We start from the raw sequence: 20279 nt of genomic DNA, 5'->3' as shown, positions 1-20279 counted from the left end.
CGCTGCCTCAGCTTCCCGTGCCGGCCGGAGCGTTGTCCGGGTTGAAGTTGCTGTGCGTCCGCCGGGTGTCGAACGGCTCGGTGGTCTCCGCGTACGGCTTCTCACCGATCTGGATCAGTGCGTCCTGGGTGGACTTGCCACCCTGCTTGGCCGCCAGGAACTGGTCGTACTGCTCCGGCGAAACCACCCGCAGCTCGAAGTTCATGAACGCGTGGTAGCTGCCGCACAGCTCGGCGCAGCGGCCGACGTAGGCGCCCTCGGTCTCCAGGCTGGAGACCTCGAACACGTTGCGGATCTTGCCCGGCATGACGTCCCGCTTGAACAGCAGCTCCGGCACCCAGAAGGAGTGGATGACGTCGCGGCTGGTCTCCTCGAACCGGATGGACCGGTTGGTCGGGAGCACCAACACCGGGATGACCTCGCTGGTGCCGAGCGTCGACGCGGTGGTCTTGGCGTCCGGGCCCTGCCCGTCGCGGTAGTTGAACTGCCAGTTCCACTTGAAGGCGACGACCTCGACCGTGACGTCGGGGTTCTTCGTCAACTTGTCCACGCCGGTCTGCACGATCGCCGTGTAGTAGAAGAGCACGGAGACGATCAAGATCGGCGCGATGGTGTAGAGGAACTCCATCGGCATGTTGTAGCGGGTCTGCACCGGCAGCGCGTTGCCACGCTTGCGGTAGCGCACGACACACCAGAAGATCAGGCCCCACACGAAGATGCCGACCGCGAGGGCTGCGATGCAGGAGGCTATCCACAGGTCGTACATCCGCCGGGACTCGGCCGAGATGCCGCCCTGCGGCCAGCCGAAGCCGTCGAACGCCCTGCCAACGTCACAGCCCGTGAGCAGGACCAGCAGCGCGACGCCACCGAGACCGAGCCCGGCCACCCGACCAGCACCACGCCGTCGGCGTCCACCGACCCCTCGGGAAGCGCTGTGCCGTACGGCCGACGGCCGTACCTCCGAACTCCTTGCAACCACCTGGTCCTGCCTCCCTAGCGCGCCGCGGTGCGTCTTTCCTCAGCACCGGCGGCAAAGGCGTCACCGACGGTCGCAGATTACTCGACCATGACGGACTCGACCGTGGTGGGGTCACTGTCCGCCCCCATCGGGGGGATCCTGGGCATACCGCCGCGATAGCGTTTGGATCCGTGAGTGCGAGGAGTAGCCGGGGTTGCGAGCCCCACAGTCGCGAACAAAAGGCGGATCAGTGAGTGCACCCTCGGTCTACCTGGACGCGGCGACCGCCGCGCCGCTGCACCCGGTCGCCCGGCAGGCGCTGATGGCCGCCCTCGACGACGGCTGGGCCGACCCCGGCAAGCTCTACACCCAGGCCCGTCGGGCCCGGCAACTGCTCGACGCCGCCCGCGAGGCCACCGCGCAGACGCTCGGCGTCCGCGCCGACGAAGTGTCCTTCACCCCCAGCGGTACGACGGCCGCCCACGGCGCTGTGCTCGGTGGCCTGGCCGGGCGGCACCGGGTCGGGTCCACGCTGGTGCACTCGGCGATCGAGCACTCCGCCGTGCTGCACGCCGCGGAGCGGCACGTGGCAGCTGGCGGCAGCGCCAACCCGGTGCCGGTCGACCGGCTGGGCCGGCTGGACCTGACCGCCTGGTCGGACGCGGTCCAGGCCCCCGGCGTCGCGCTGGCCGCACTGATCACCGCCAGTCACGAGGTGGGCACCGTGCAACCGGTGGCCGAGGCGGCCGCCGCGTGCGCCGACGCCGGGGTGCCGCTGTACGTCGACGCCGCGCAGTCGGTCGGCCGGGTACCCCTGCCGGCGGGCTGGTCGGTGCTCAGCGCCAGCGCACACAAGTGGGGCGGCCCGCCCGGGGTGGGGTTGCTGGCGGTCCGCAAGGGCACCCGCTGGGAGTCACCCTGGCCAGCCGACGAGCGGGAGGGCGGACGTACCCCCGGCTCGGTGAACCTGCCCGCGGTGGTGGCGGCGGCGGCGAGCCTGCGCGCGGCGGCGGCCGACGCCGCGGCCGAGGAGAGCCGGCTGGCGGCGCTGGTGGATCGGATCCGGGCGCGGGTGCCGGCGGAGGTGCCCGACGTCGAGGTGGTCGGTGACCCGGTGCTCCGGCTCCCCCACCTGGTGACCTTCTCCTGCCTGTACGTCGACGGCGAGGCGCTGCTGCACGCGCTGGACCGGCGCGGCTTCGCCGTGTCGTCCGGCTCGTCCTGCACCTCGTCCACGCTGCGCCCGTCGCACGTGCTGGAGGCGATGGGGGTGCTCTCGCACGGCAACGTCCGGGTCAGCCTGCACCGGGAGACGACCGAGGCGGACGTCGAGAGATTCCTCGCCGAACTGCCCGGGATCGTCGCCGACCTGCGCGCCGAGGCCGGGGTGGTGGGGCTGTGACCGCTACCGCTCCCCCGGCGCCGCGCGGGCGGGCCACGGGCGGGACGGCCACGGGCGGGACGGCACGGCGTGGGAACGGGAGAATGGGGGGGTGACGATGCCGGACGAGGTCCTCGACTGCCGGGGCCAGCGCTGTCCGCTGCCGGTGATCGCGGCGGCCCGACGGATGCCCCAGGTGCCGGTCGGCACTGTGGTCCGGGTGCTCGCCGACGATCCAGCCGCCGCGGTGGACATCCCCGCCTGGTGCCGGATGCGCGGTCAGGAGTTCCTCGCCGCCATCACCGGCCCCGACGGCCCCGCCTACGACATCCGCCGCGCCCACTGACCCGCCGCACCCCGCGATCTCGCAGTTCCGCCCGGCGAAACGCACCTGAAGCGCGGATCGGCGTCACAACGTGCAAGACCACGGAGTGCGGGTGTACGGGTCAGGGCAGGAGGTGGGGGCGGATCTCGTCGGCGGCGGTGTCGCCGTAGGACTCGGCGAGGCGCTTCACGAACAGGTCGCGGCGGACCTCGTACTCCTGGGTGCCGACGGTCTCCAGGACCAGCGTGGCCAGCAGCGAGCCAACCTGGGCGGCCCGCTCAAGGCCGAGCCCCCAGGAGAGCGCGGTGAAGAAGCCGGCGCGGAAGCCGTCGCCCACCCCGGTCGGGTCGACCGCCCGGATCTCCCGCGCGATCGGCACGTGGATCGGGTCGATGCCGCGCCCGGCGATCTCCACGCCGTGCTTGCCCAGCGTGGTGACCCGCACCTTGACCAGGTCGAGCAGCTGGTCGTCGCTCAGCCCGGCCTTGCTCTGCAGCAGCGACTTCTCGTAGTCGTTGGTCATCAGGTACTCGGCGCCCTCGATCAGCGCCACCACGTCCTCGCCGGGCATCCGGGCGAGCTGCTGGGAGGGGTCGGCGGCGAACGCGTACCCCCGGGTGCGGCACTCGGCCGAGTGGCGCAGCATCGCCTCCGGGTCGTTGGCGCTGACCAGCACCAGGTCCAGCCCGCCGAGCCGGTCGGCGACCGGGGCCAGCTCGATGTTGCGTGCCTCACTCATCGCGCCGGCGTAGAACGACGCGATCTGGCACATGTCGGTGTCGGTGGTGCAGACGAACCGTGCGGTGTGGGCCACCTCGCTGATGTGCACGGAGTCGCAGTCCACTCCGTGCCGTTCCAGCCAGGAGCGGTAGTCGGCGAAGTCGGCGCCCACCGCACCGAGCAGCACCGGGCGCAGCCCGAGCTGTCCCATGCCGAAGGAGATGTTCGCCGCCACGCCGCCGCGGCGGAGCACCAGGTCATCCACCAGGAAGGAGAGGGAAACCTTGTGCAGTTGATCGGCGAGGAGCTGGTCGGCGAACCGACCGGGGAAGCTCATCAGGTGATCGGTGGCGATCGAGCCAGTGACGGCGATCTTCATGTCAACCCTCGGGGTCGGGAGCAGGGCGCGGTCAGCCTACCGGCCCGGCCATCCGGCGGTGTCCGCTCGGTCGGACAACGGCAACCGCCCGGTAACCGCCCGGCGGGCGCCGTCCCGAGACCGCTCCCACCCCCGCCGGTCACCACTCCCACAACGACGACGGGGCCGTCCCGAAGGACGGCCCCGTCGTGTTGGTGCGTATGGCGCGACTCAGTTGAACGAGTCGCCGCAGGCGCAGGAGTTGCCCGCGTTGGGGTTGTCGATGGTGAAGCCCTGGGCGTCGATCCGGTCAGCGAAGTCGATCGTCGCGCCGGAAAGGTACGGGGCGCTCATCCGGTCGACGACGACCTCAACACCACCGAAATCGGTGACGACGTCACCGTCGAGCGAACGCTCGTCGAAGAAGAGCTGGTACCGCAGGCCGGAGCAGCCGCCCGGCTGCACCGCGACCCGGAGCCGCAGGTCGTCGCGGCCCTCCTGCTCGATCAGGGCCTTGACCTTCTGCGCCGCGACGTCGGTGAGGACGACGGAAGTAGGGGCGGCCTGGGCCTCGGTCGACTCGGTCTGCGCTGGCGTGGTCACGTGGAAGTCTCCCTGCGCGGTATGGGTCCGGACGCACTGGCCAACGCCGCACGCCGTCCAGTGATTCCCGGTTGTGGTCCTTTTCCGATCGTACGCCGCGCCGGCCGGACTCACCCGCGTGGCGTGACCCCCGCCGCAGGTAGTCCCGGTCGCAGCCGGGTCGGGCGCGCGGCCTGAGCGCTCAGCGGCTCCACTGCCGGGCCAGTCGGGCACCCAGCTCGCGCAGCCCGTCGCTGGGCCGGCTCATCGCGGCGGCCAGCCCGCCACCCTCCTCCCCGCCGAAGTGGTCGACCAGGCTGTACGCGTCGGTCACCCCCGCCGAGGCGGCCTCCCGCCGGCCGGTGCTCACCTGCCCGGCCACCACCACGCAGGGGACCCCCCGGTCCCGGGCGGCGCCCGCCACCCCGGCGACCACCTTCCCGCGTAGCGACTGGTGGTCGAAGGACCCCTCACCGGTGATCACGAGGTCGGCGGTGTCCAGTGCGGCGTCCAGCCCGGTGGCCCTGGTGACCAGGCCGATGCCCGACTCGCAGCCACCGCCCAGGGCGAGCAGGGCCGCGCCGATGCCGCCGGCGGCTCCGCCACCGGGCAGTCCGCCGAGCCCCGGCGGGCAGCCGGGCAGGTCCCGCTCCAGCACCGCCGCGAAGCGCTCCAGGGCGGCGTCGAGCAGCAGCACATCGGCCCGGTCGGCACCCTTCTGCGGGCCGAACACACTGCTGGCGCCGTGCAGGCCGAGCAGCGGGTTGTCCACGTCGGTGGCGGCGATCAACCGGGTGCCGCGCAGCCGGGGCGCGCCGTCCAGCGCGGCGACCGCGGCCAGCGCTGCTCCGCCGTACGGCAGGGCGCGGCCTGCCTCATCCAGCGGGGTGACGCCGAGCGCCGTGAGCATCCCGGCGCCACCGTCGTTGGTGCCGGAGCCGCCCAGCCCGATCACCACCGTCCGGGCGCCGCTCTCCACCGCGGCGGCCACCAGCAGGCCCAGGCCGTACGACGTGGTGGCCTTCGGGTCACGTTCGGTGGTGGCGAGCAGGTGCAGCCCGCACGCCTGGGCGCTCTCCAGGTAGGCGGTCGCGCCGTCGGCGGTGAGCAGGATCTCACCGGCCGCCGGCCGGCCCAGTGGGTCGACCGTCCGCACCGGCACCCGCCGGCCACCGATGGCCTCGGCGAGCACCTCCACGAAGCCCGGCCCACCGTCGGCGAGTGGCCGGATCAGCAGGTCGTCGCCGGCGGCGACGGTGCGCCAGCCGGCGGCCACCGCGGCGGCCACCTCCGGTGCGGGCAGGGTGCCGGCGAACTTGTCCGGACAGAGCAGCACACGCATGCCGAGCAGTGTGGCAGCCCACACCGACGGAAGCCGCGTCGCGCTCGCGCTGTGGGACCATGGACCACGTGACTTCGACCTGGGTGGAACCCTCCAACACGGCGACGGCTCTGCTGCTGCTCGGTCGGGGCAGCGACCCCGACACTGAGCGCGGCGTCGAGTGTCCGGGCGACCTGCCGGCGCCCAGCGACCCCGATCTGGTGGCCCGCGCCACGGCGGCGAAGGCGAAGCTGGGCAGCAAGGTCTTCGTGCTGGGGCACCACTACCAGCGCGACGAGGTGATCCAGTTCGCGGACGTGACCGGCGACTCGTTCAAGCTGGCCCGGGAGGCCGCGGCCCGTCCGGACGCGGAGTACATCGTGTTCTGCGGTGTGCACTTCATGGCCGAGAGCGCCGACATCCTCACCACCGACGCCCAGCGGGTGATCCTGCCCGACCTGGCGGCGGGCTGCTCGATGGCGGACATGGCCGTGCTGGGCCAGGTCGAGGCCGCCTGGGACACGCTGACCGAACTGGGCATCGCCGGCGAGACCGTGCCGGTGACGTACATGAACTCCTCGGCCGACATCAAGGGCTTCGTCGGCCGAAACGGTGGCGTGGTCTGCACCTCCTCCAACGCCAAGCGCGCCCTGGACTGGGCGTACGAGCAGGGGTCGAAGGTGCTCTTCCTGCCCGACCAGCACCTGGGCCGCAACACGGCGGTGCTGGAGATGGGCCTGTCGCTGGACGACTGCGTCCTCTACGACCCGCACAAGCCGGGCGGCGGGCTCACCGCCGAGCAGCTGCGGGACGCCAAGATGATCCTCTGGCGGGGGCACTGCTCGGTGCACGGCCGCTTCACCCTGGAGAGCGTCAACGACGTACGGGAGCGGGTGCCCGGGGTCAACGTGCTGGTCCACCCGGAGTGCCGGCACGAGGTGGTCACGGCCGCCGACTACGTCGGCTCGACTGAGTACATCATCAAGACCATCGAGGCGGCTCCGACCGGCTCGGCGTGGGCGCTCGGCACCGAGCTGAACCTGGTCCGCCGGCTGGCGCTGGCGCACCCGGACAAGCAGATCATGTTCCTGGACAAGGCGGTCTGCTACTGCTCGACGATGAACCGGATCGACCTGCCGCACCTGGTCTGGGCGCTGGAGGAGCTGGTCGCGGGCCGGGTGGCCAACCAGATCACGGTGGACCCCGACACCGCGTACCACGCGCGGGTGGCGCTGGATCAGATGCTCGCCCTGCCCGGCGCGGACACCCCGCCGCCGACCGCGAGCTGATCACTATCCGTAGCGCCGTTGGTACGCAAAAGTGCCTGATCACCGATTAATGCCACACACGCCGATGTGACCGAGTCGTTTTTCGTCACCGAGGGCTATGCTGCCGGAGCGACGACGCAAGCGGGCCGTTTCGATATGGCCGCATCCGGGGTAGCGACAGTGTTCAGACTCCCCACCATCAACACGGCAGCACCGACATGCTGGAGGTTGCGTTGACCGACGACGTCCTGGTCGTGCACGGAGGCACTCCGCTTGAAGGGCGGATCCGCGTGCGAGGCGCGAAAAACCTGGTTTCGAAGGCGATGGTCGCCGCGCTGCTCGGCGACAGCCCGAGCCGGCTGTTCGACGTGCCGAAGATCCGTGACGTCGAGGTGGTCCGGGGTCTGCTCGGCCTGCACGGCGTCAAGGTGACCGACGGCGACGAGGACGGCGAGCTCGTCTTCGATCCCGCGAACGTGGAGAGCGCCAGCACCGACCAGATCAACGTGCACGCCGGCTCCAGCCGGATCCCGATCCTGTTCTGCGGCCCGCTGCTGCACCGGCTCGGGCACGCGTTCATCCCGGACCTGGGCGGCTGCCACATCGGCCCGCGCCCGATCGACTTCCACCTGCAGGCGCTGCGCGAGTTCGGCGCAACGGTCGACAAGCGGCCCGAGGGGCTGCACCTGTCCGCGCCGAACGGACTGCACGGGACGAAGTTCGCCCTGCCGTACCCGAGTGTCGGCGCCACCGAGCAGGTGCTGCTGACCGCGGTGATGGCCGAGGGCGTGACCGAGCTGCGCAACGCCGCGGTGGAGCCGGAGATCATCGACCTCATCTGCATCCTGCAGAAGATGGGCGCGATCATCAAGGTGCACACCGACCGGGTGATCGAGATCCAGGGCGTACCGAAGCTGCACGGCTACACCCACCGGCCGATCCCGGACCGGATCGAGGCGGCGAGCTGGGCCGCGGCGGCTCTGGCCACCCGCGGTCACGTCGAGGTGCTCGGCGCGCAGCAGGCCGACATGATGACCTTCCTGAACATCTTCCGGTCGGTCGGTGGCGAGTACGAGGTCACCGACGCCCGGCCGCCGAAGCTGGGCGATCTCGGCCAGGAGGGTGGCATCAGGTTCTGGCACCCGGGCGGCGAGCTGAACGCGGTGGCGCTGGAGACCGACGTGCACCCCGGCTTCATGACCGACTGGCAGCAGCCGTTGGTCGTGGCGCTCACCCAGGCCCGCGGGCTGTCGATCGTCCACGAGACGGTCTACGAGCAGCGGTTGGGCTACACCGAGGCGCTGAACTCGATGGGCGCCAACATCCAGGTCTACCGGGACTGCCTCGGCGGCACCCCGTGCCGCTTCGGCCGGCGCAACTTCAAGCACTCGGCGGTCATCGCCGGGCCGAGCAAGCTGCACGCCGCCGACCTGGTCATCCCGGACCTGCGGGCCGGCTTCAGCCACCTGATCGCGGCGCTCGCGGCCGAGGGCACCTCCCGGGTGTACGGCGTCGACCTGATCAACCGGGGCTACGAGGACTTCGAGGCGAAGCTCGCCGACCTCGGCGCGCACGCCGAGCGTCCGTAACCTCGAACACCTTCCGTTCGCGCCCGGTGCACCGCGATGTGCACCGGGCGCGAACCGTTGGCTACCCTTGCCGCGTGCCGTCGCTCTTTCGCCGCAAGTCCACCGACCTCGTCGACGAGGCCGTCACCTCGGTGACCCCCGAGGAAACCGCCGAGCGGTCCCGGGGCTACACCCCGGCCAAGGGTCGGGAGACGCCGAAGCGGCCGACCGTCGGCCGTCGCCCGGCCGGCCCCACCCGCCCCCTGAACAAGCAGGAGGAGCGGGAGCGCCGCCGTCAGTTGCGTGCCGAGGCCGCGTCGGAGTTCCGCCGCGAGGGCGGCCCCCGCGACCGCGGCCCGGAGCGGCTGCTGGCCCGCAACGTGGTCGACTCCCGGCGTACGGTCGGCACCTGGTTCTTCGGCGGCGCACTGATCGTGCTGATCGGGTCGAACGCGGCGATGCCGCCGCTGGTCCGGCTGATCTCCAACGTGCTCTGGGGCGCGCTGGCGCTGGGCGTGGTCGTCGACTCGGTGCTCATCTGCCGCAAGATCCGCAAGCTGATCCGGGAGCGCTTCCCGAAGACCGGCCAGCGGATGGGTTCGCTCTACCTCTACGCGATCATGCGCTCGATCACCTTCCGGCGGATGCGCGCCCCGGCCCCCCAGGTCAAGCTCGGCGACAAGGTCTGACCCCGGCTCAGGCCACCCCGAGCAGACGCAGCACCGCCGTGGTGGCGGCCGCGCCGACCACCACCAGCACGAACGGCACCCGCCGCCAGGCGAGCAGCACGCCGACCAGCACCCCGGCCGGGCGCGCCCAGCCGGCGAACCGGCCGGCCTCGGTCAGCGCCGCGGTGGCGGCCAGCGCGGCCAGCAGCGCGGCGGCACCCACCGGCAACAGTCGCCGGGCCCACTCCGGAAGTTCCAGCCGGTCCCGCAGCAGCACACCGGCCAGCCGGAAGCCATAGGTTCCGGCGGCCAACGCCAGGATCACCGCGATCAGCACGGCACCTCCCCGGTGCGCTCCACGCCGAGAGGTGCGGACGCGGCCGGGCGGGCCTGTTCGACGCCCACAGGTGCGGGCGCGGCCGGGCGCGGCCCCTCCACGGTCTGCTCGACCCCGCCGGGCGCGAGCGGGGCGGGGTTGGCGTCGCCGGTCGGGGGCGGCCGACGGCGGAAGGCGATGGCAGCCGGGCCGGCGAGCGCGAGCAGCACCGGCAGCCCGGCCGGCAGCACCGGCGTGGCCACGACCGCCAGCGCGGCCCCGGCCAACGCCGCCTGCCGGGTGTCCCGGTCACGCAGGGACGGCAGCAGCAGCGCGATCAATCCGGCGGGGAAGGCGGCGTCCAGGCCCAGCGCGGCCGGGTCGCCGATCGCGTCGCCGGCGAGCACGCCGAGCAGGGTGCCGACGTTCCAGGCCAGGAAGAGCAGCGTGCCGGCCAGCCAGAACGCTCGCCGTCGAGCGTGGCCGGCCGGTTGGGCCAGGGTGAGCGCGGTCGTCTCGTCGGTCATCAGGTGACTGCCGAGCAGCCGGTGCCGCAGCCGGGGGCCGACGCTGTCACCGAGGGCGAGGCCGAACGGCAGGTGCCGGGCGTTGAGCAGCAGCCCGGCCAGCACGGCGGCCAGTGGGCTGCCGGCGGCCACCAGGCCGACCGCCATGAACTGCGCGCCGCCGGCGTAGAGGACCGCGGACATGGTCAGGGTGGCCCACACGGGTAGCCCGGCGGCGACCGCCACCGCCCCGAACGAGGCACCCACCGCGATCATGGCCGCACCGAGAGCAAGCACGTCGCGAAGCATCCGGGCGTCGGCTGTTCGTTGTACCGTACGCATGGTTCACCATGGTGAACAGATGACCGGTGTTCGTCAAACCGAACGTAGATCCGATGGAGCGAACGCATGCCTCCCGAACCGGCCGCTCCCCTGGCCACCATCGCCGCCGCTCTACGCCGGGAACGGGACCGAGTCGGCATCTCGCTGACCGAGCTCGCCCGCCGGGCGGGAGTCGCCAAGTCCACCCTCTCCCAACTGGAGTCGGGGACCGGGAACCCGAGCGTGGAGACGCTCTGGGCGCTCGGCGTGGCGCTCGGCGTGCCGTTCAGCCGGCTGGTTGAGCCGGCCGACGACGGCATCCGGGTGATCCGGGCCGGAGACGGGCCACGAGTCCGCTCCGAGCAGGCCGACTTCACCGGCACGCTGCTCAGCGCTGGAGCGGCGCACCTGCGCCGGGACATCTACCTGATCGAGTTGGAGCCGGGCGCCGTCCGGGCCGCGGAAGGGCACACCCCCCGCAGCGTCGAGCACGTGGTGGTCGCCGCCGGCCGCCTGCGGGTGGGCCCCAAGGAGGGCACGGTCGACCTCGGCCCAGGCGACTACGCGACGTTCCCCGGCGACGCCCCGCACGCCTACGAGGCGTTGGTTCCCGGCACCTTCGCCGTACTCGTCATGGAACACCCCTGATCGAGCGCGGCCGGTCCCGCCCGGGCCGCTCCACCGGCGGGTGGGTATCGTCGGAACCAGATTCGGTTATCGGCCCAAATGTCCGAAACAGTAGGATAACGTTTGCGCCCGTGGGCAGTACCACAGTGGCGGTGAGCGAGCCCACGCCGTTACCCTCCATCCGCAGCCACGCCCTGCCGGAATGGGCGACTTGACCGGCACGCGGGGCCCCAGCGCGACAATTTGCAACGAGGTGACAACGCCGTGAGCGAGCGGACGCGAGCCGGCCACCGGGGCGTGGCAGGCGGCGACCGGACGCCCCGCGGTCACCGGAGCGCGCACGCGGACGGCCCGCCTCCTCTGAAGATCGGCCGACCGGCCGGGCTTGGCGACGGGTTCGGCGGATGAACGGCCGCTACACCGACCGGTGGCGGGACCCGAACGAACCGTCCTGGGTGGTTGAACCGACCACCGAGTGGCATCCCCAGTTTCCCGGCCAGCGCTACCCCGGCGACATCGGCCTTTCCCACCAGCCGCCCCCGCCGCCGCGCGGCCGGGCGACCGTGGTCGGCCGTACCGAGGTGCCGCCGCTCGCACCCACCCGCCCGGACGGCACCTACCTCGGCCGGTCCTGGGCCGACGAGGAGCCGGCCGAGACGCCGGCCTACGGCCGGTCCCGGGGGGACGAGCGGCCGGCCGACGCCTCCGCCTACGGCCGGCCCGAGGCGGAGGCCCCGCGTTACGACCACGAGCCGTACCGCCGGCCGTTGCCCGAGCCGCCTCGGCGCGACGATCGCCGTTCCCCCGAGTCCGACCGGCGGACCGCCTGGTCCGACCGGCGCCCCAGTGACGACCGGGGACCGGCCCGGGAGGCCGCCTGGCACCGGGACCAGCCCGCCGAGCGGTACGACACCCGCCGACCCCGGCACGAGCCGGCCGACCGGGACCGGGGGCACTCGTCGGCGCCACCGGTGTCCCCCGCACCGCGGACCCAGCCGGGCTGGGTGCCGGAGCCGGAGGAGGCGCCACGTCGGCGCGGCCCGCAGGAGCGACCGGCCGCCGGATACGACCGGCACCCCGACGACGGGTACGGCAACCGGCCCAACCGGGGCCGCGACGGCCGGACGGCCGACGGCTGGGCCGCCGACGGGGCCGGCCAGTGGGCGCCTGTGGACGGTCGCTCGCTCTACCGCGACGACCGGTACCCCGACCGGGCCGCCGAGGACGCCCGCCGCCCCGAGCGGAGTACGGACGACGCGCGCCGCCCCGACCGGGCTTCCGACGACGCGCGGCCGGCGGCGCGAGCCCGCACGGACGCCGGAGTCGGCGCGCCCAGCGAGCGGCGGTACCAGCCCGACGAGCGGGTCAGCGCGCCGCAGACACCCGACGGTGGACGCCGCCGCCAGCCCGAACAGGAGACGCCTGGTCAACCACGCCGGGACGACGAGCGGCGTCGACCCGACGCCGACCCGCACCGGCAGCAGCCCCGCGACGCGGCGGCCCGCGCCGAGGCGTACCCGGACCGGCGCCCCCGCGAGGAGACCCGGCCGGAGGCCTACCGCGAGGAGGCCTACCGCGAGCCCCGGTCGCAGCCGGGGCAGCGACCGGACGGCGGCCTGCCCTGGCCACCGCCGGGTCCGGTACGCCCGGACCGCACGCGCGAGGCGGGCTACCGCGCCGAGCCGCACCAGACCGCCGAACCGCAGCGCACCGCCGACTCAGGCCTCGCGTCGCGGCCGGCCACCCGGCCCGAGAGGCCACCGAGCGCGCCGTCCCGGTACGACGACCGGCCGGCACGCCCCGCCGCCACGGCTCCGCCCGCACCGGCCACCTCCGGCCGGGCCGCCCCGGTCTCCCCGGAGCGACCGGTGTCGCCGGCACCCGTCTCCCCCGCCGTGCCCGGCCGGGACCGGCCCATCTCGGCCGCCCCGATCTCTCCCGCGCCGAGTGAGCACGAGCGTCGACCGGCGGACCACACCCCGCCCGGTCGCCCGGATCGGGACCGGCCGGTGTCGGCGGCCCCGGTCTCCCCGGCGACGGACGTACCCGTCTCGGGTCCGCCGGCCGCCCGGCTGCGGCTGGAGTACCTGCCCGCGCCGGTGGACCCGCCGCTGCCCGACGAGCGCCCCGGCCCGCTGCCTCCCGAGCACCGGACGCCGACCGAACCGGCACCGACGGCCGGCGCACGGCCCACCGCGCCGCCGCGTTACCCCGGTCCGGGCACCGGCGACCGCCCGGCCGACCAGCGGCCCGGCGGGGAGCCGACCACGGACCGCCGCCCGACACCGCCGGAGCGGTCTGCCCCGTCGGGGGACGCGCGCCCGCCGGTCGCGCCGCCGCCCACCTGGCAGGCCCCGGAACCGCCGGCCACCCGGCCGACCCCGGCACCCACGGCCCAGGCATCCGCACCCGCCGACCCGGCACCCACGGCGGACGCCGATCCGGTGCTTCCGATAGCTCCCGGCCGGCCGCGCCGCTACGTGCCACCCCCGCCGTCGTCAGAACCGCCGGTGGCGCCCGCTCCGGAGCCGGTCCAGGCTCCGGTCACCGGTGGACCGGCCGCCTGGTTCAGCCCCGCCCAAGCGGCGGAGTCCGACCAGGACGAGCCGGCGACGGACCGCCGACCGACCGACGATCGGCCTGCGGCCGACGGCCCGGCCGGCTCCTCGACACCCACCAGAGCGGAGCGCGACCCGTCGACAGCGGTAGCCGAACCGCCCGCCGACGGCTGGGCGACCGACCCGCGCCCCGATGCGACGGTCGAGCCGGCCATCGCGGCACCGGCAACGCAGGCCCAACCGGTCTCCGCACCGCCCGCGCGACCCGTCTCCGCACCGCCTGCGCGACCAGTCTCCGCACCGCCTGCGCGACCGGTCTCCGCACCGCCCGCGCGACCCGTCTCCGCACCGCCGGCCGAACCGGTCTCCGGCGACCGTGACCCCTGGACCGACGACATCGGCGCCGACCGGGAGTCCGCGGTCGGGTGGATACCGACCGAGGCGACCGGACCGGTTTCCGCGCCACCGGCCCGCCCGGTCTCCGGACCGCCGATCCACCCGGTTTCGGCACCGCCGGTCCGCCCGGTCTCCGGTGCACCCCGCACCTGGGCGGACGACCTGCTCGACGACGCACAGCCAGCCGACGAGCCGACACCGACCGAAGCCTCCCGGCCGGTCTCCGCTGCTCCGAGCGACGGAACGCGGCACTTCCAGACCGAACCCGCCGCCGAGGCCGACCACCAGTTCCCCGGCACGCCGAGCACGCCCACCTCCGACACACCTGCCGACTGGGAGGGCGATCGCTTCGCCGACCCCGAGCCGCTGGACCGGCCGACATCGGCGCCGCCGGCGCCGATCGACGCGCAGGTGGACCGACCGGTCTCCGCACCCCCCGGAGCGGACACCGACCCGATCGAACGCGACCCGGCAGGCGAAGCGACCGCCGCGCCGCCCGACCCGCAGTCGGACGTGCCGGGCGGTCCGAACACCGCCGGACCGGCGGCCGGTTCACATCCCGACGACTGGGCCGCTGCCGATGCGCCGCCGGCCCGACCGGCGCCGACCGACCACGACGCGGAGCACCCCGTTCCGGCGCCGCCCGTCTCCGCCCCACCCGTCTCCGCCCCACCCGTCTCCGCGTCGCCCGTCTCCGCTCCACCCGCGACGTCCGTCTCCGACCTGCCCCTACCGCCGGTCTCGGCACCGCCCGCAGCATCCGTCTCCGCTCCGCCGGCAGCGCCGGTGTCCGCACCGCCGATCTCCGCGGTACCCGTCTCCGCGCCGCCGATGTCCGCCACGCCGGTCTCCGGGCCGCCGGTCTCCGGGCCGCCGGTCTCCGGGCCGCCGGCCACAACCGTTCCCGAGCCGCGGAACGGGTCAGCCGAGGAGAGCATGCCGGTATCCGCGCCACCCGACACGGCGCCACCAGCGGCACCCCGCCGGACGCTGGCCGACCAGGGCGACCCGGAGCAGGTCCTTGCGGCGTACCGCTGGCGACTGGACCCGGTCACCCTGCGCGAGGATCTGACGGAGCCGGACGACCTACGGGCGATCCGGCGGCGACTGACCGAGAAGTTGGGCTCGGCCACCGACAACCGGTCCCGCGCCCGGCTGCTCAGTCTTCGGGCGGTGGCCTCCCGGATCCTCGGCGACCTGGACGACGCGCTGGCCGACGGCCGGCTCGCCCTCACCTACGCCGAGGCCACCGGCGAGCTGCGCCGGACCGCGCTGGCCCAGGCCCGGCTGGCCCACGTGCTGCGCTGGCGCGGGGACTTCCCCGAGGCCGACCAACTCTTCGCCCAGGCCAACTCCGTCGAACTGCCCGACCGGCTGCGGGCCGCGCTGCACGAACACGCCGGTCGGTCCTGCTACGACCAGGGTCGGCTGATGGAGGCCTGCCAGCACTTCGAGCAGGCGCTCGACCTGCGCGGCGCCGGCGACGCCGACCTGCTGGACCGGATCCGGGTGGGCCTCGACGCGGTCACCACCCGGGCCGCGGCGGATGGCTTCGGGCCGTACCCCCGGGGTCGGGACGAGGTACTCGACCGCGACCGGCCCCCGCTGCCGGGGCGGGACGGACCGCTGTGGGGGTACACCGACGCGGACGGTGACCTGGTCATCCCCGCCCGGTACGCCGAGGCGCAGCCGTTCCACGACGGGTTGGCCTGGGTCCGCCGGCCGGACACCGACCGGTGGTCGCTGATCAACCTGCTCGGTACGACGGTGATCCCGCCGACCTACCGCGCGGCGCGCCCGTTCAGCGACGGCCTGGCCTGGGTGGCGGACAACGCGAACGGCTGGCTGGCGATCGACGCGACCGGCGAGGTGCGGGTTCCGCCCGGTTTCGCCGACGTACGACCGTTCCGCCGTGGGGTGGCCGCGGTACGGCGCGAGGGGTGGGGTGCGGTCGACCGGACCGGCCGGATGGTGGTGCCGACCCGCCACCACGGCTTCGCCACCGAACTGGCCGACGGCCAGCAGGTCGACGGCTTCACCGACGAGGGCCTCGCCGTGGTCGACGTGGCCGGCCGACGCGGCGTGGTGGACCGCAACGGCACGGTACTGGTCCCGCCGGCGCACCCGATGCTGGTCATCCACCCGGTGGCGTTCCTGGTCGGCAGCAGCACCGGGCGGTGGGGTGCGCTCGACCGGCGTGGCGAGCCGCTGATCGACCCTGTACACCGCGATCGTGACGCGGTGCTGGCCGAGATCGACCGGCTGCTCACCGACGCCAACCCGGTGCTCTGATCGGCCGTTCAGAGTCCCGTAAACCAGCAGGGCTAGGGTCCAGTCATGGAATTCCGACACCTGGGCCGCTCCGGCCTGATGGTCAGCGAGATCTCGTACGGCAACTGGATCACCCACGGCTCGCAGGTCGAGGAGGACGCGGCGTTCGCCTGCGTCCGGGCCGCCCTCGACACGGGCATCACCACCTTCGACACCGCCGACGTGTACGCCGGCACCCGGGCCGAGGACGTGCTCGGCCGGGCGTTGCAGAACGAGCGCCGCGAGGGCCTCGAAATCTTCACCAAGGTGTACTGGCCGACCGGGCCCGGCCGCAACGACCGCAGCCTGTCCCGCAAGCACATCATGGAGTCGATCAACGGCTCGCTGCGCCGGCTGCGCACCGACTACGTGGACCTGTACCAGGCCCACCGGTACGACCACAGCACGCCGCTGGAAGAGACGATGGAGGCGTTCGCCGACGTCGTGCACTCCGGCAAGGCGCACTACATCGGCGTCTCCGAGTGGAGCGCGGAGCAGCTGCGCGCCGCTCACCCGCTCGCCCGGGAGCTGCACATCCCGCTGGTCTCCAACCAGCCGCAGTACTCGATGCTCTGGCGGGTCATCGAGGCCGAGGTCGTACCGGCCAGCGAGGAGCTGGGCATCGGCCAGATCGTCTGGTCGCCGATGGCGCAGGGCGTCCTGTCCGGCAAGTACCTGCCGGGGCAACCGCCGCCGGCCGGTTCCCGGGCCACCGACGAGAAGTCCGGCGCCGGCTTCATCTCCCGGTTCATGACCGACGAGGTGCTGACCCGGGTCCAGCAGCTCAAGCCACTGGCCGAGCAGGCCGGGCTGAGCATGGCCCAGCTCGCCGTGGCGTGGGTGTTGCAGAACCCGAACGTCTCCTCGGCGATCATCGGCGCGTCCCGCCCGGAGCAGGTGCACGACAACGTGAAGGCGGCCGGGGTGAAGCTCGACGCCGAACTGCTCAAGGCGATCGACGAGATCGTCGAGCCGGTCACCGAGCGCGACCCGGCGAAGACCGTGTCCCCCGCTCAGCGGCCCTGACGCCAGTCCGGTCCGGTCGGCGCGGATCCGCGCCGACCGGACCGGGTCGGTCAGCCCGAGACGATCAGCCCTGCCAGAAGCGGATCAGCTCGAGGCCGGTGGCGTAGAGCCAGGAGGGCAGGCCGAGCAGGTCCCCCACTGCGAAGACCGCGTCGAAGAACCAGCCACCGATGCGCGGGTTCCACAGCAGCGCGAAGAGCAGCAGGAAGCCGAACGGGGCGAACAGGTCGTACATCCGGCGCCACTGCGGGTTGAGCCACGGCTGGATCATGTTGCCGCCGTCCAGGCCGGGGACCGGCAGCAGGTTCAGCACGCTCGCGGTGAGCTGGAGGAACGCCAGCAGCGCCACGCCGGCCCAGAACTCCACCGGGCCGCCCGCCTGGGTGCCGAACCGTATCGCCGCCACCAGCACCAGCGTGAACAGCACGTTGGTCGCCGGGCCGGCGAGGCTGACCAGGGTGTGCCGCAGCCGGCCCGGGATGGCGTGCCGGTCCACCCACACCGCACCGCCGGGCAGGCCGATGCCGCCGAGCAGCACCACCGCCACCGGCAGCACGATCGACAGCAGCGGGTTGGTGTACTTCAACGGGTTGAGCGTCAGGTAGCCGCGGTGGGCGATGTCCCGGTCGCCGGCGCGGTAGGCCACCACCGCGTGGGCGTACTCGTGCAGGCAGAGCGAGACCAGCCACCCGGAAACCACGAAGAGGAACACGTCGAACCGGACATTGCCGTACCCGTTCCAGGTCAGCACCCCGCTGACCGCGAAGAGGGCGACCAGGCCGAGGAAAATCGGGCTGGGCCGGAACGCCTCCCGCGGCACCCCGAGCACCAGCCGCTCCCCACCCGGCCGGTCGTAGCCCATCACTCGGCCGTGGGCAGCAGGCTCATCCGGTAGTCCACCCGGTCGTCCTCCACGAGCGCGACCGAGGTGACGCCGGACGCCGCGAGCTCCCGCCAGGTCTGACCGATCCAGGATTCGGCGTCGGCCTGGCTGCCGAACGACTCCGCCGGTCCCTCGACCGTCTGGCCGTCCGTGCCCTCGTACCGCCAGCTCCACGCCATGCCGCGTCTCCCCTCGCCGCTGAAGTCCCCGTGGGACGAACCCTCGCCAGCGTAGTCGGCCCGGCGTGGAACGACCGCTCGCTCGCCTTCGACCGCGACCCATGGGTTGATCGATCCCCGTCGGGGCCGGCCGGTACGGTGGCCCAGTGCTGACACGGGGAGTGCTGCTCGGCGACCGGTACCGGCTGGGAGAGCGGGTGGCGACGGGCGGGATGGGCGCGGTCTGGCGCGGCACCGACGTGATGCTGGAGCGCGAGGTGGCGGTGAAGGTGCTGCTGCCGTCGCTGGTCGCCGACCCGGAGTTCACCGCCCGGTTCCGGGCCGAGGCGCGGATGCTGGCGGCGCTGCGGCATCCCGGCGTGGTCGCCGTGCACGACGTCGGGCAGACCGCCCTCGCCGACGGCAGCCGGGTCGACTACCTGGTGATGGAGTACGTCGAGGGCGAGCCGTTGAGCGCCCGGGTGCGCGGGGCGGGTCGACTGGACCCGGCCACCACCATGTCGGTGCTGGCGCAGGCGGCGGACGCGCTGCACACCGCCCACCTCGCCGGCATCGTGCACCGGGACGTGAAGCCGGGCAACCTGCTGGTCAAGGCCGACGGCCGGGTGGTGCTGGTCGACTTCGGCATCGCCCGCTCGAGCACCATGGCCGGGCTCACCGCCGCGAACATGGTGCTCGGCACCGCCTCGTACATGTCCCCCGAGCAGGCCACCGGGCAGCGGGTCTCCCCCGCCACCGACGTCTACGCGCTTGGCGCGGTGGCGTACTTCTGCCTGGCCGGGCAGCCGCCGTTCGACGGCGACAACCCCCTCGCGGTGGCGCTGCGGCACGCCCAGGAGGAACCGGCGCCGCTTCCGTCGGACACCCCGCCAGCGGTGGCGGCGGTGGTCGCCCGCGCGCTGGCCAAGCGCCCCGCGGACCGCTACACCAGCGCCGCCGAGCTGGCCGGCGCCGCCGCCGACGCCCGCGACGCAACCCTGGCCAGCATCCCGCTCGCCGCCCGCCCACCGTGGGCGCTGGCCGCCCCCACCCCATCCGTCCCGGGCCCGACCCCGCCGGCCGTCGCGCCGCCCGCCCCGAGCCCCACCCCGCCGGCCGTCGCGCCGCCCGTCCCGAGCCCCACCCCACCGCCCGTCCTGAGACCCACCCCGCAGGCCGTCCCGACCCCGGCGCCGACGCCATCGGCCCCGCCCACGGACCCGCGGCCCCGAGCGGCCTTCGGGACCGAACCGATGGGGACCGGGCAGACCCGGGAGGACCCGTTCCGGACCGGGTCGGCCCGGCGGCGCGGGCCACTGCTGGTCGGGGTCGGTGCGGTCGTCCTCGTCGCGCTGGTCGCCGGGGCCGTGGCGGCACTGCGGCCCGGCTCCGACCCTGGTGGAACAGACGGTCCGCCGGCACTGGCCGGCGAATCGGTGTCGGCCGCGGAGGTCCCGCTGCCGAGCGGGGACGCGACCAGCCCGGGGCCCCTGCCCAGCGGCACGCCGGGCGCCAGCCGGACCGCGACCGCCGCACCGACCGGCGCCAGCGGCCAGCCCGGCGCGCCGGGCAGCGGTGCCCCGGCCCCACGCACCACGGCGCCGGGGACCACGCCGACCGGGGGGGCCAGCGGCCAGCCGACGTCCAGCGGCAGCCCGGCGGGCCGGCCCAACCCGTACACGGCGGCGCAGGCGTGCGGCAGCGGCTACCAGGTGATCGACTCGGCGACGCTGACCGGCGGTGACGGCCGTCGCCGGGGGAGGGTCTACCTGCTCTACCACTCGGGCAACGGCAACAACTGCGTGGTCACCCTCAAGGACACCGCGGTCGGCACGCCGTCGGCGGCGTCGGCGTACCTGGAGGTCCAGGGCCGGGCCCGCAGCACCGACAGCGGGTCCTTCGACTACTACGCCGGGCCGGTGCGGGCCAGCGCCGCCGGGAAGTGTGTGAAATGGGGTGGCGCAACCGGCGGGGTCAGCTACGGCAGCGGGTTCGAACACTGCGACTGACCAACCGCGAGCGCCGGGCC

17 protein-coding genes are annotated in these 20279 nt (G+C 73.9%); 9 read left to right on the top strand and 8 right to left on the bottom strand.

The features are described from left to right. Positions 1-7: 7 nt before the first annotated feature. Entirely contained in the window at positions 8-979 is a 972-nt protein-coding gene (coxB, locus tag OG990_RS01920; RefSeq protein WP_406078815.1) for a cytochrome c oxidase subunit II, read from the bottom strand. Positions 980-1208: 229 nt separating this feature from the next. Here coxB and OG990_RS01915 point away from each other — a divergent pair, with 229 nt between their 5' ends. Together OG990_RS01915 and OG990_RS01910 are read left to right on the top strand one after the other, a co-directional pair. Beyond that, the gene (locus tag OG990_RS01915; RefSeq protein ID WP_406078814.1) at positions 1209-2360 is read left to right on the top strand and encodes a cysteine desulfurase family protein; all 1152 of its coding nucleotides are present in this window, start codon (positions 1209-1211) and stop codon (positions 2358-2360) included. A gap of 91 nt (positions 2361-2451) precedes the next feature. Then, entirely contained in the window at positions 2452-2685 is a 234-nt protein-coding gene (locus OG990_RS01910; RefSeq protein WP_328418962.1) for a sulfurtransferase TusA family protein, read from the top strand. 100 nt (positions 2686-2785) lie between these two features. Here OG990_RS01910 and OG990_RS01905 read toward each other — a convergent pair whose 3' ends face one another. The 3 genes from OG990_RS01905 to OG990_RS01895 form a co-directional block, all read right to left on the bottom strand. Further along, positions 2786-3763: a carbohydrate kinase family protein gene (locus OG990_RS01905; RefSeq protein WP_328418963.1), complete on the bottom strand. Its 978-nt coding sequence runs from the start codon at positions 3761-3763 to the stop codon at positions 2786-2788. Positions 3764-3973: 210 nt separating this feature from the next. Continuing rightward, positions 3974-4345, bottom strand: a complete 372-nt coding sequence (gene erpA, locus OG990_RS01900) for an iron-sulfur cluster insertion protein ErpA (RefSeq protein WP_328418964.1) — start codon at positions 4343-4345, stop codon at positions 3974-3976. Positions 4346-4526: 181 nt separating this feature from the next. Beyond that, positions 4527-5666 carry a glycerate kinase gene (locus OG990_RS01895; RefSeq protein WP_406078813.1) on the bottom strand — a complete coding sequence of 380 codons (1140 nt, stop codon included), beginning with the start codon at positions 5664-5666 and terminating at the stop codon, positions 4527-4529. A gap of 68 nt (positions 5667-5734) precedes the next feature. Between OG990_RS01895 and nadA the strand changes: the two genes are divergently transcribed. The 3 genes from nadA to OG990_RS01880 all read left to right on the top strand — a co-directional run bounded on the left by nadA (position 5735) and on the right by OG990_RS01880 (position 9170). Continuing rightward, positions 5735-6934: a quinolinate synthase NadA gene (gene nadA / locus OG990_RS01890; protein WP_355604865.1), complete on the top strand. Its 1200-nt coding sequence runs from the start codon at positions 5735-5737 to the stop codon at positions 6932-6934. A 212-nt stretch (positions 6935-7146) separates the two neighbouring features. Beyond that, positions 7147-8502: a UDP-N-acetylglucosamine 1-carboxyvinyltransferase gene (murA, locus tag OG990_RS01885; RefSeq protein WP_328418967.1), complete on the top strand. Its 1356-nt coding sequence runs from the start codon at positions 7147-7149 to the stop codon at positions 8500-8502. A 74-nt stretch (positions 8503-8576) separates the two neighbouring features. Further along, complete coding sequence (locus OG990_RS01880) at positions 8577-9170, top strand: DUF3043 domain-containing protein (RefSeq protein WP_328418968.1); 594 nt, start codon at positions 8577-8579, stop codon at positions 9168-9170. A 7-nt stretch (positions 9171-9177) separates the two neighbouring features. Here OG990_RS01880 and OG990_RS01875 read toward each other — a convergent pair whose 3' ends face one another. Together OG990_RS01875 and OG990_RS01870 are read right to left on the bottom strand one after the other, a co-directional pair. Continuing rightward, positions 9178-9486: an AzlD domain-containing protein gene (locus OG990_RS01875; protein ID WP_328418969.1), complete on the bottom strand. Its 309-nt coding sequence runs from the start codon at positions 9484-9486 to the stop codon at positions 9178-9180. After that, entirely contained in the window at positions 9480-10313 is an 834-nt protein-coding gene (locus OG990_RS01870; protein ID WP_406078811.1) for an AzlC family ABC transporter permease, read from the bottom strand. Before OG990_RS01870 ends, OG990_RS01875 begins: the two co-directional genes overlap by 7 nt. A 66-nt stretch (positions 10314-10379) precedes the next feature. Between OG990_RS01870 and OG990_RS01865 the strand changes: the two genes are divergently transcribed. The 3 genes from OG990_RS01865 to OG990_RS01855 all read left to right on the top strand — a co-directional run bounded on the left by OG990_RS01865 (position 10380) and on the right by OG990_RS01855 (position 17209). Then, positions 10380-10940, top strand: a complete 561-nt coding sequence (locus OG990_RS01865; RefSeq protein WP_328418971.1) for an XRE family transcriptional regulator — start codon at positions 10380-10382, stop codon at positions 10938-10940. A gap of 383 nt (positions 10941-11323) precedes the next feature. Further along, the gene (locus OG990_RS01860) at positions 11324-16165 is read left to right on the top strand and encodes a WG repeat-containing protein (protein ID WP_406078810.1); all 4842 of its coding nucleotides are present in this window, start codon (positions 11324-11326) and stop codon (positions 16163-16165) included. 45 nt (positions 16166-16210) lie between these two features. Continuing rightward, positions 16211-17209, top strand: a complete 999-nt coding sequence (locus tag OG990_RS01855; protein ID WP_406078809.1) for an aldo/keto reductase family protein — start codon at positions 16211-16213, stop codon at positions 17207-17209. Positions 17210-17273: 64 nt separating this feature from the next. Here the strand turns inward: OG990_RS01855 and OG990_RS01850 are convergent, their stop codons facing one another. Further along, positions 17274-18071: a site-2 protease family protein gene (locus OG990_RS01850; protein WP_406078808.1), complete on the bottom strand. Its 798-nt coding sequence runs from the start codon at positions 18069-18071 to the stop codon at positions 17274-17276. Further along, positions 18071-18271, bottom strand: coding sequence for a hypothetical protein (locus OG990_RS01845; RefSeq protein WP_007463228.1), 201 nt, complete (start codon positions 18269-18271; stop codon positions 18071-18073). The genes OG990_RS01850 and OG990_RS01845 overlap by 1 nt, the downstream gene beginning before the upstream one ends. Before the next feature lie 146 nt (positions 18272-18417). Here OG990_RS01845 and OG990_RS01840 point away from each other — a divergent pair, with 146 nt between their 5' ends. Continuing rightward, entirely contained in the window at positions 18418-20259 is a 1842-nt protein-coding gene (locus OG990_RS01840) for a protein kinase domain-containing protein (RefSeq protein WP_406078806.1), read from the top strand. Positions 20260-20279: the final 20 nt, after the last annotated feature.

The sequence above is a fragment of the Micromonospora sp. NBC_00858 genome (assembly GCF_045207365.1).
Classification (GTDB): domain Bacteria; phylum Actinomycetota; class Actinomycetes; order Mycobacteriales; family Micromonosporaceae; genus Micromonospora.
This window is presented reverse-complemented; position numbering and strand designations above follow the sequence as displayed.

Coding starts and splice junctions, on each gene's coding strand:
- OG990_RS01905 (WP_328418963.1), bottom strand. CDS start 3,763: ATGAAGATCGCCGTCACTGGCTCGATCGCCACCGATCACCTGATGAGC.
- OG990_RS01895 (WP_406078813.1), bottom strand. CDS start 5,666: ATGCGTGTGCTGCTCTGTCCGGACAAGTTCGCCGGCACCCTGCCCGCA.
- OG990_RS01870 (WP_406078811.1), bottom strand. CDS start 10,313: ATGCGTACGGTACAACGAACAGCCGACGCCCGGATGCTTCGCGACGTG.
- OG990_RS01865 (WP_328418971.1), top strand. CDS start 10,380: ATGCCTCCCGAACCGGCCGCTCCCCTGGCCACCATCGCCGCCGCTCTA.
- OG990_RS01860 (WP_406078810.1), top strand. CDS start 11,324: ATGAACGGCCGCTACACCGACCGGTGGCGGGACCCGAACGAACCGTCC.
- OG990_RS01855 (WP_406078809.1), top strand. CDS start 16,211: ATGGAATTCCGACACCTGGGCCGCTCCGGCCTGATGGTCAGCGAGATC.
- OG990_RS01850 (WP_406078808.1), bottom strand. CDS start 18,071: ATGGGCTACGACCGGCCGGGTGGGGAGCGGCTGGTGCTCGGGGTGCCG.
- OG990_RS01845 (WP_007463228.1), bottom strand. CDS start 18,271: ATGGCGTGGAGCTGGCGGTACGAGGGCACGGACGGCCAGACGGTCGAG.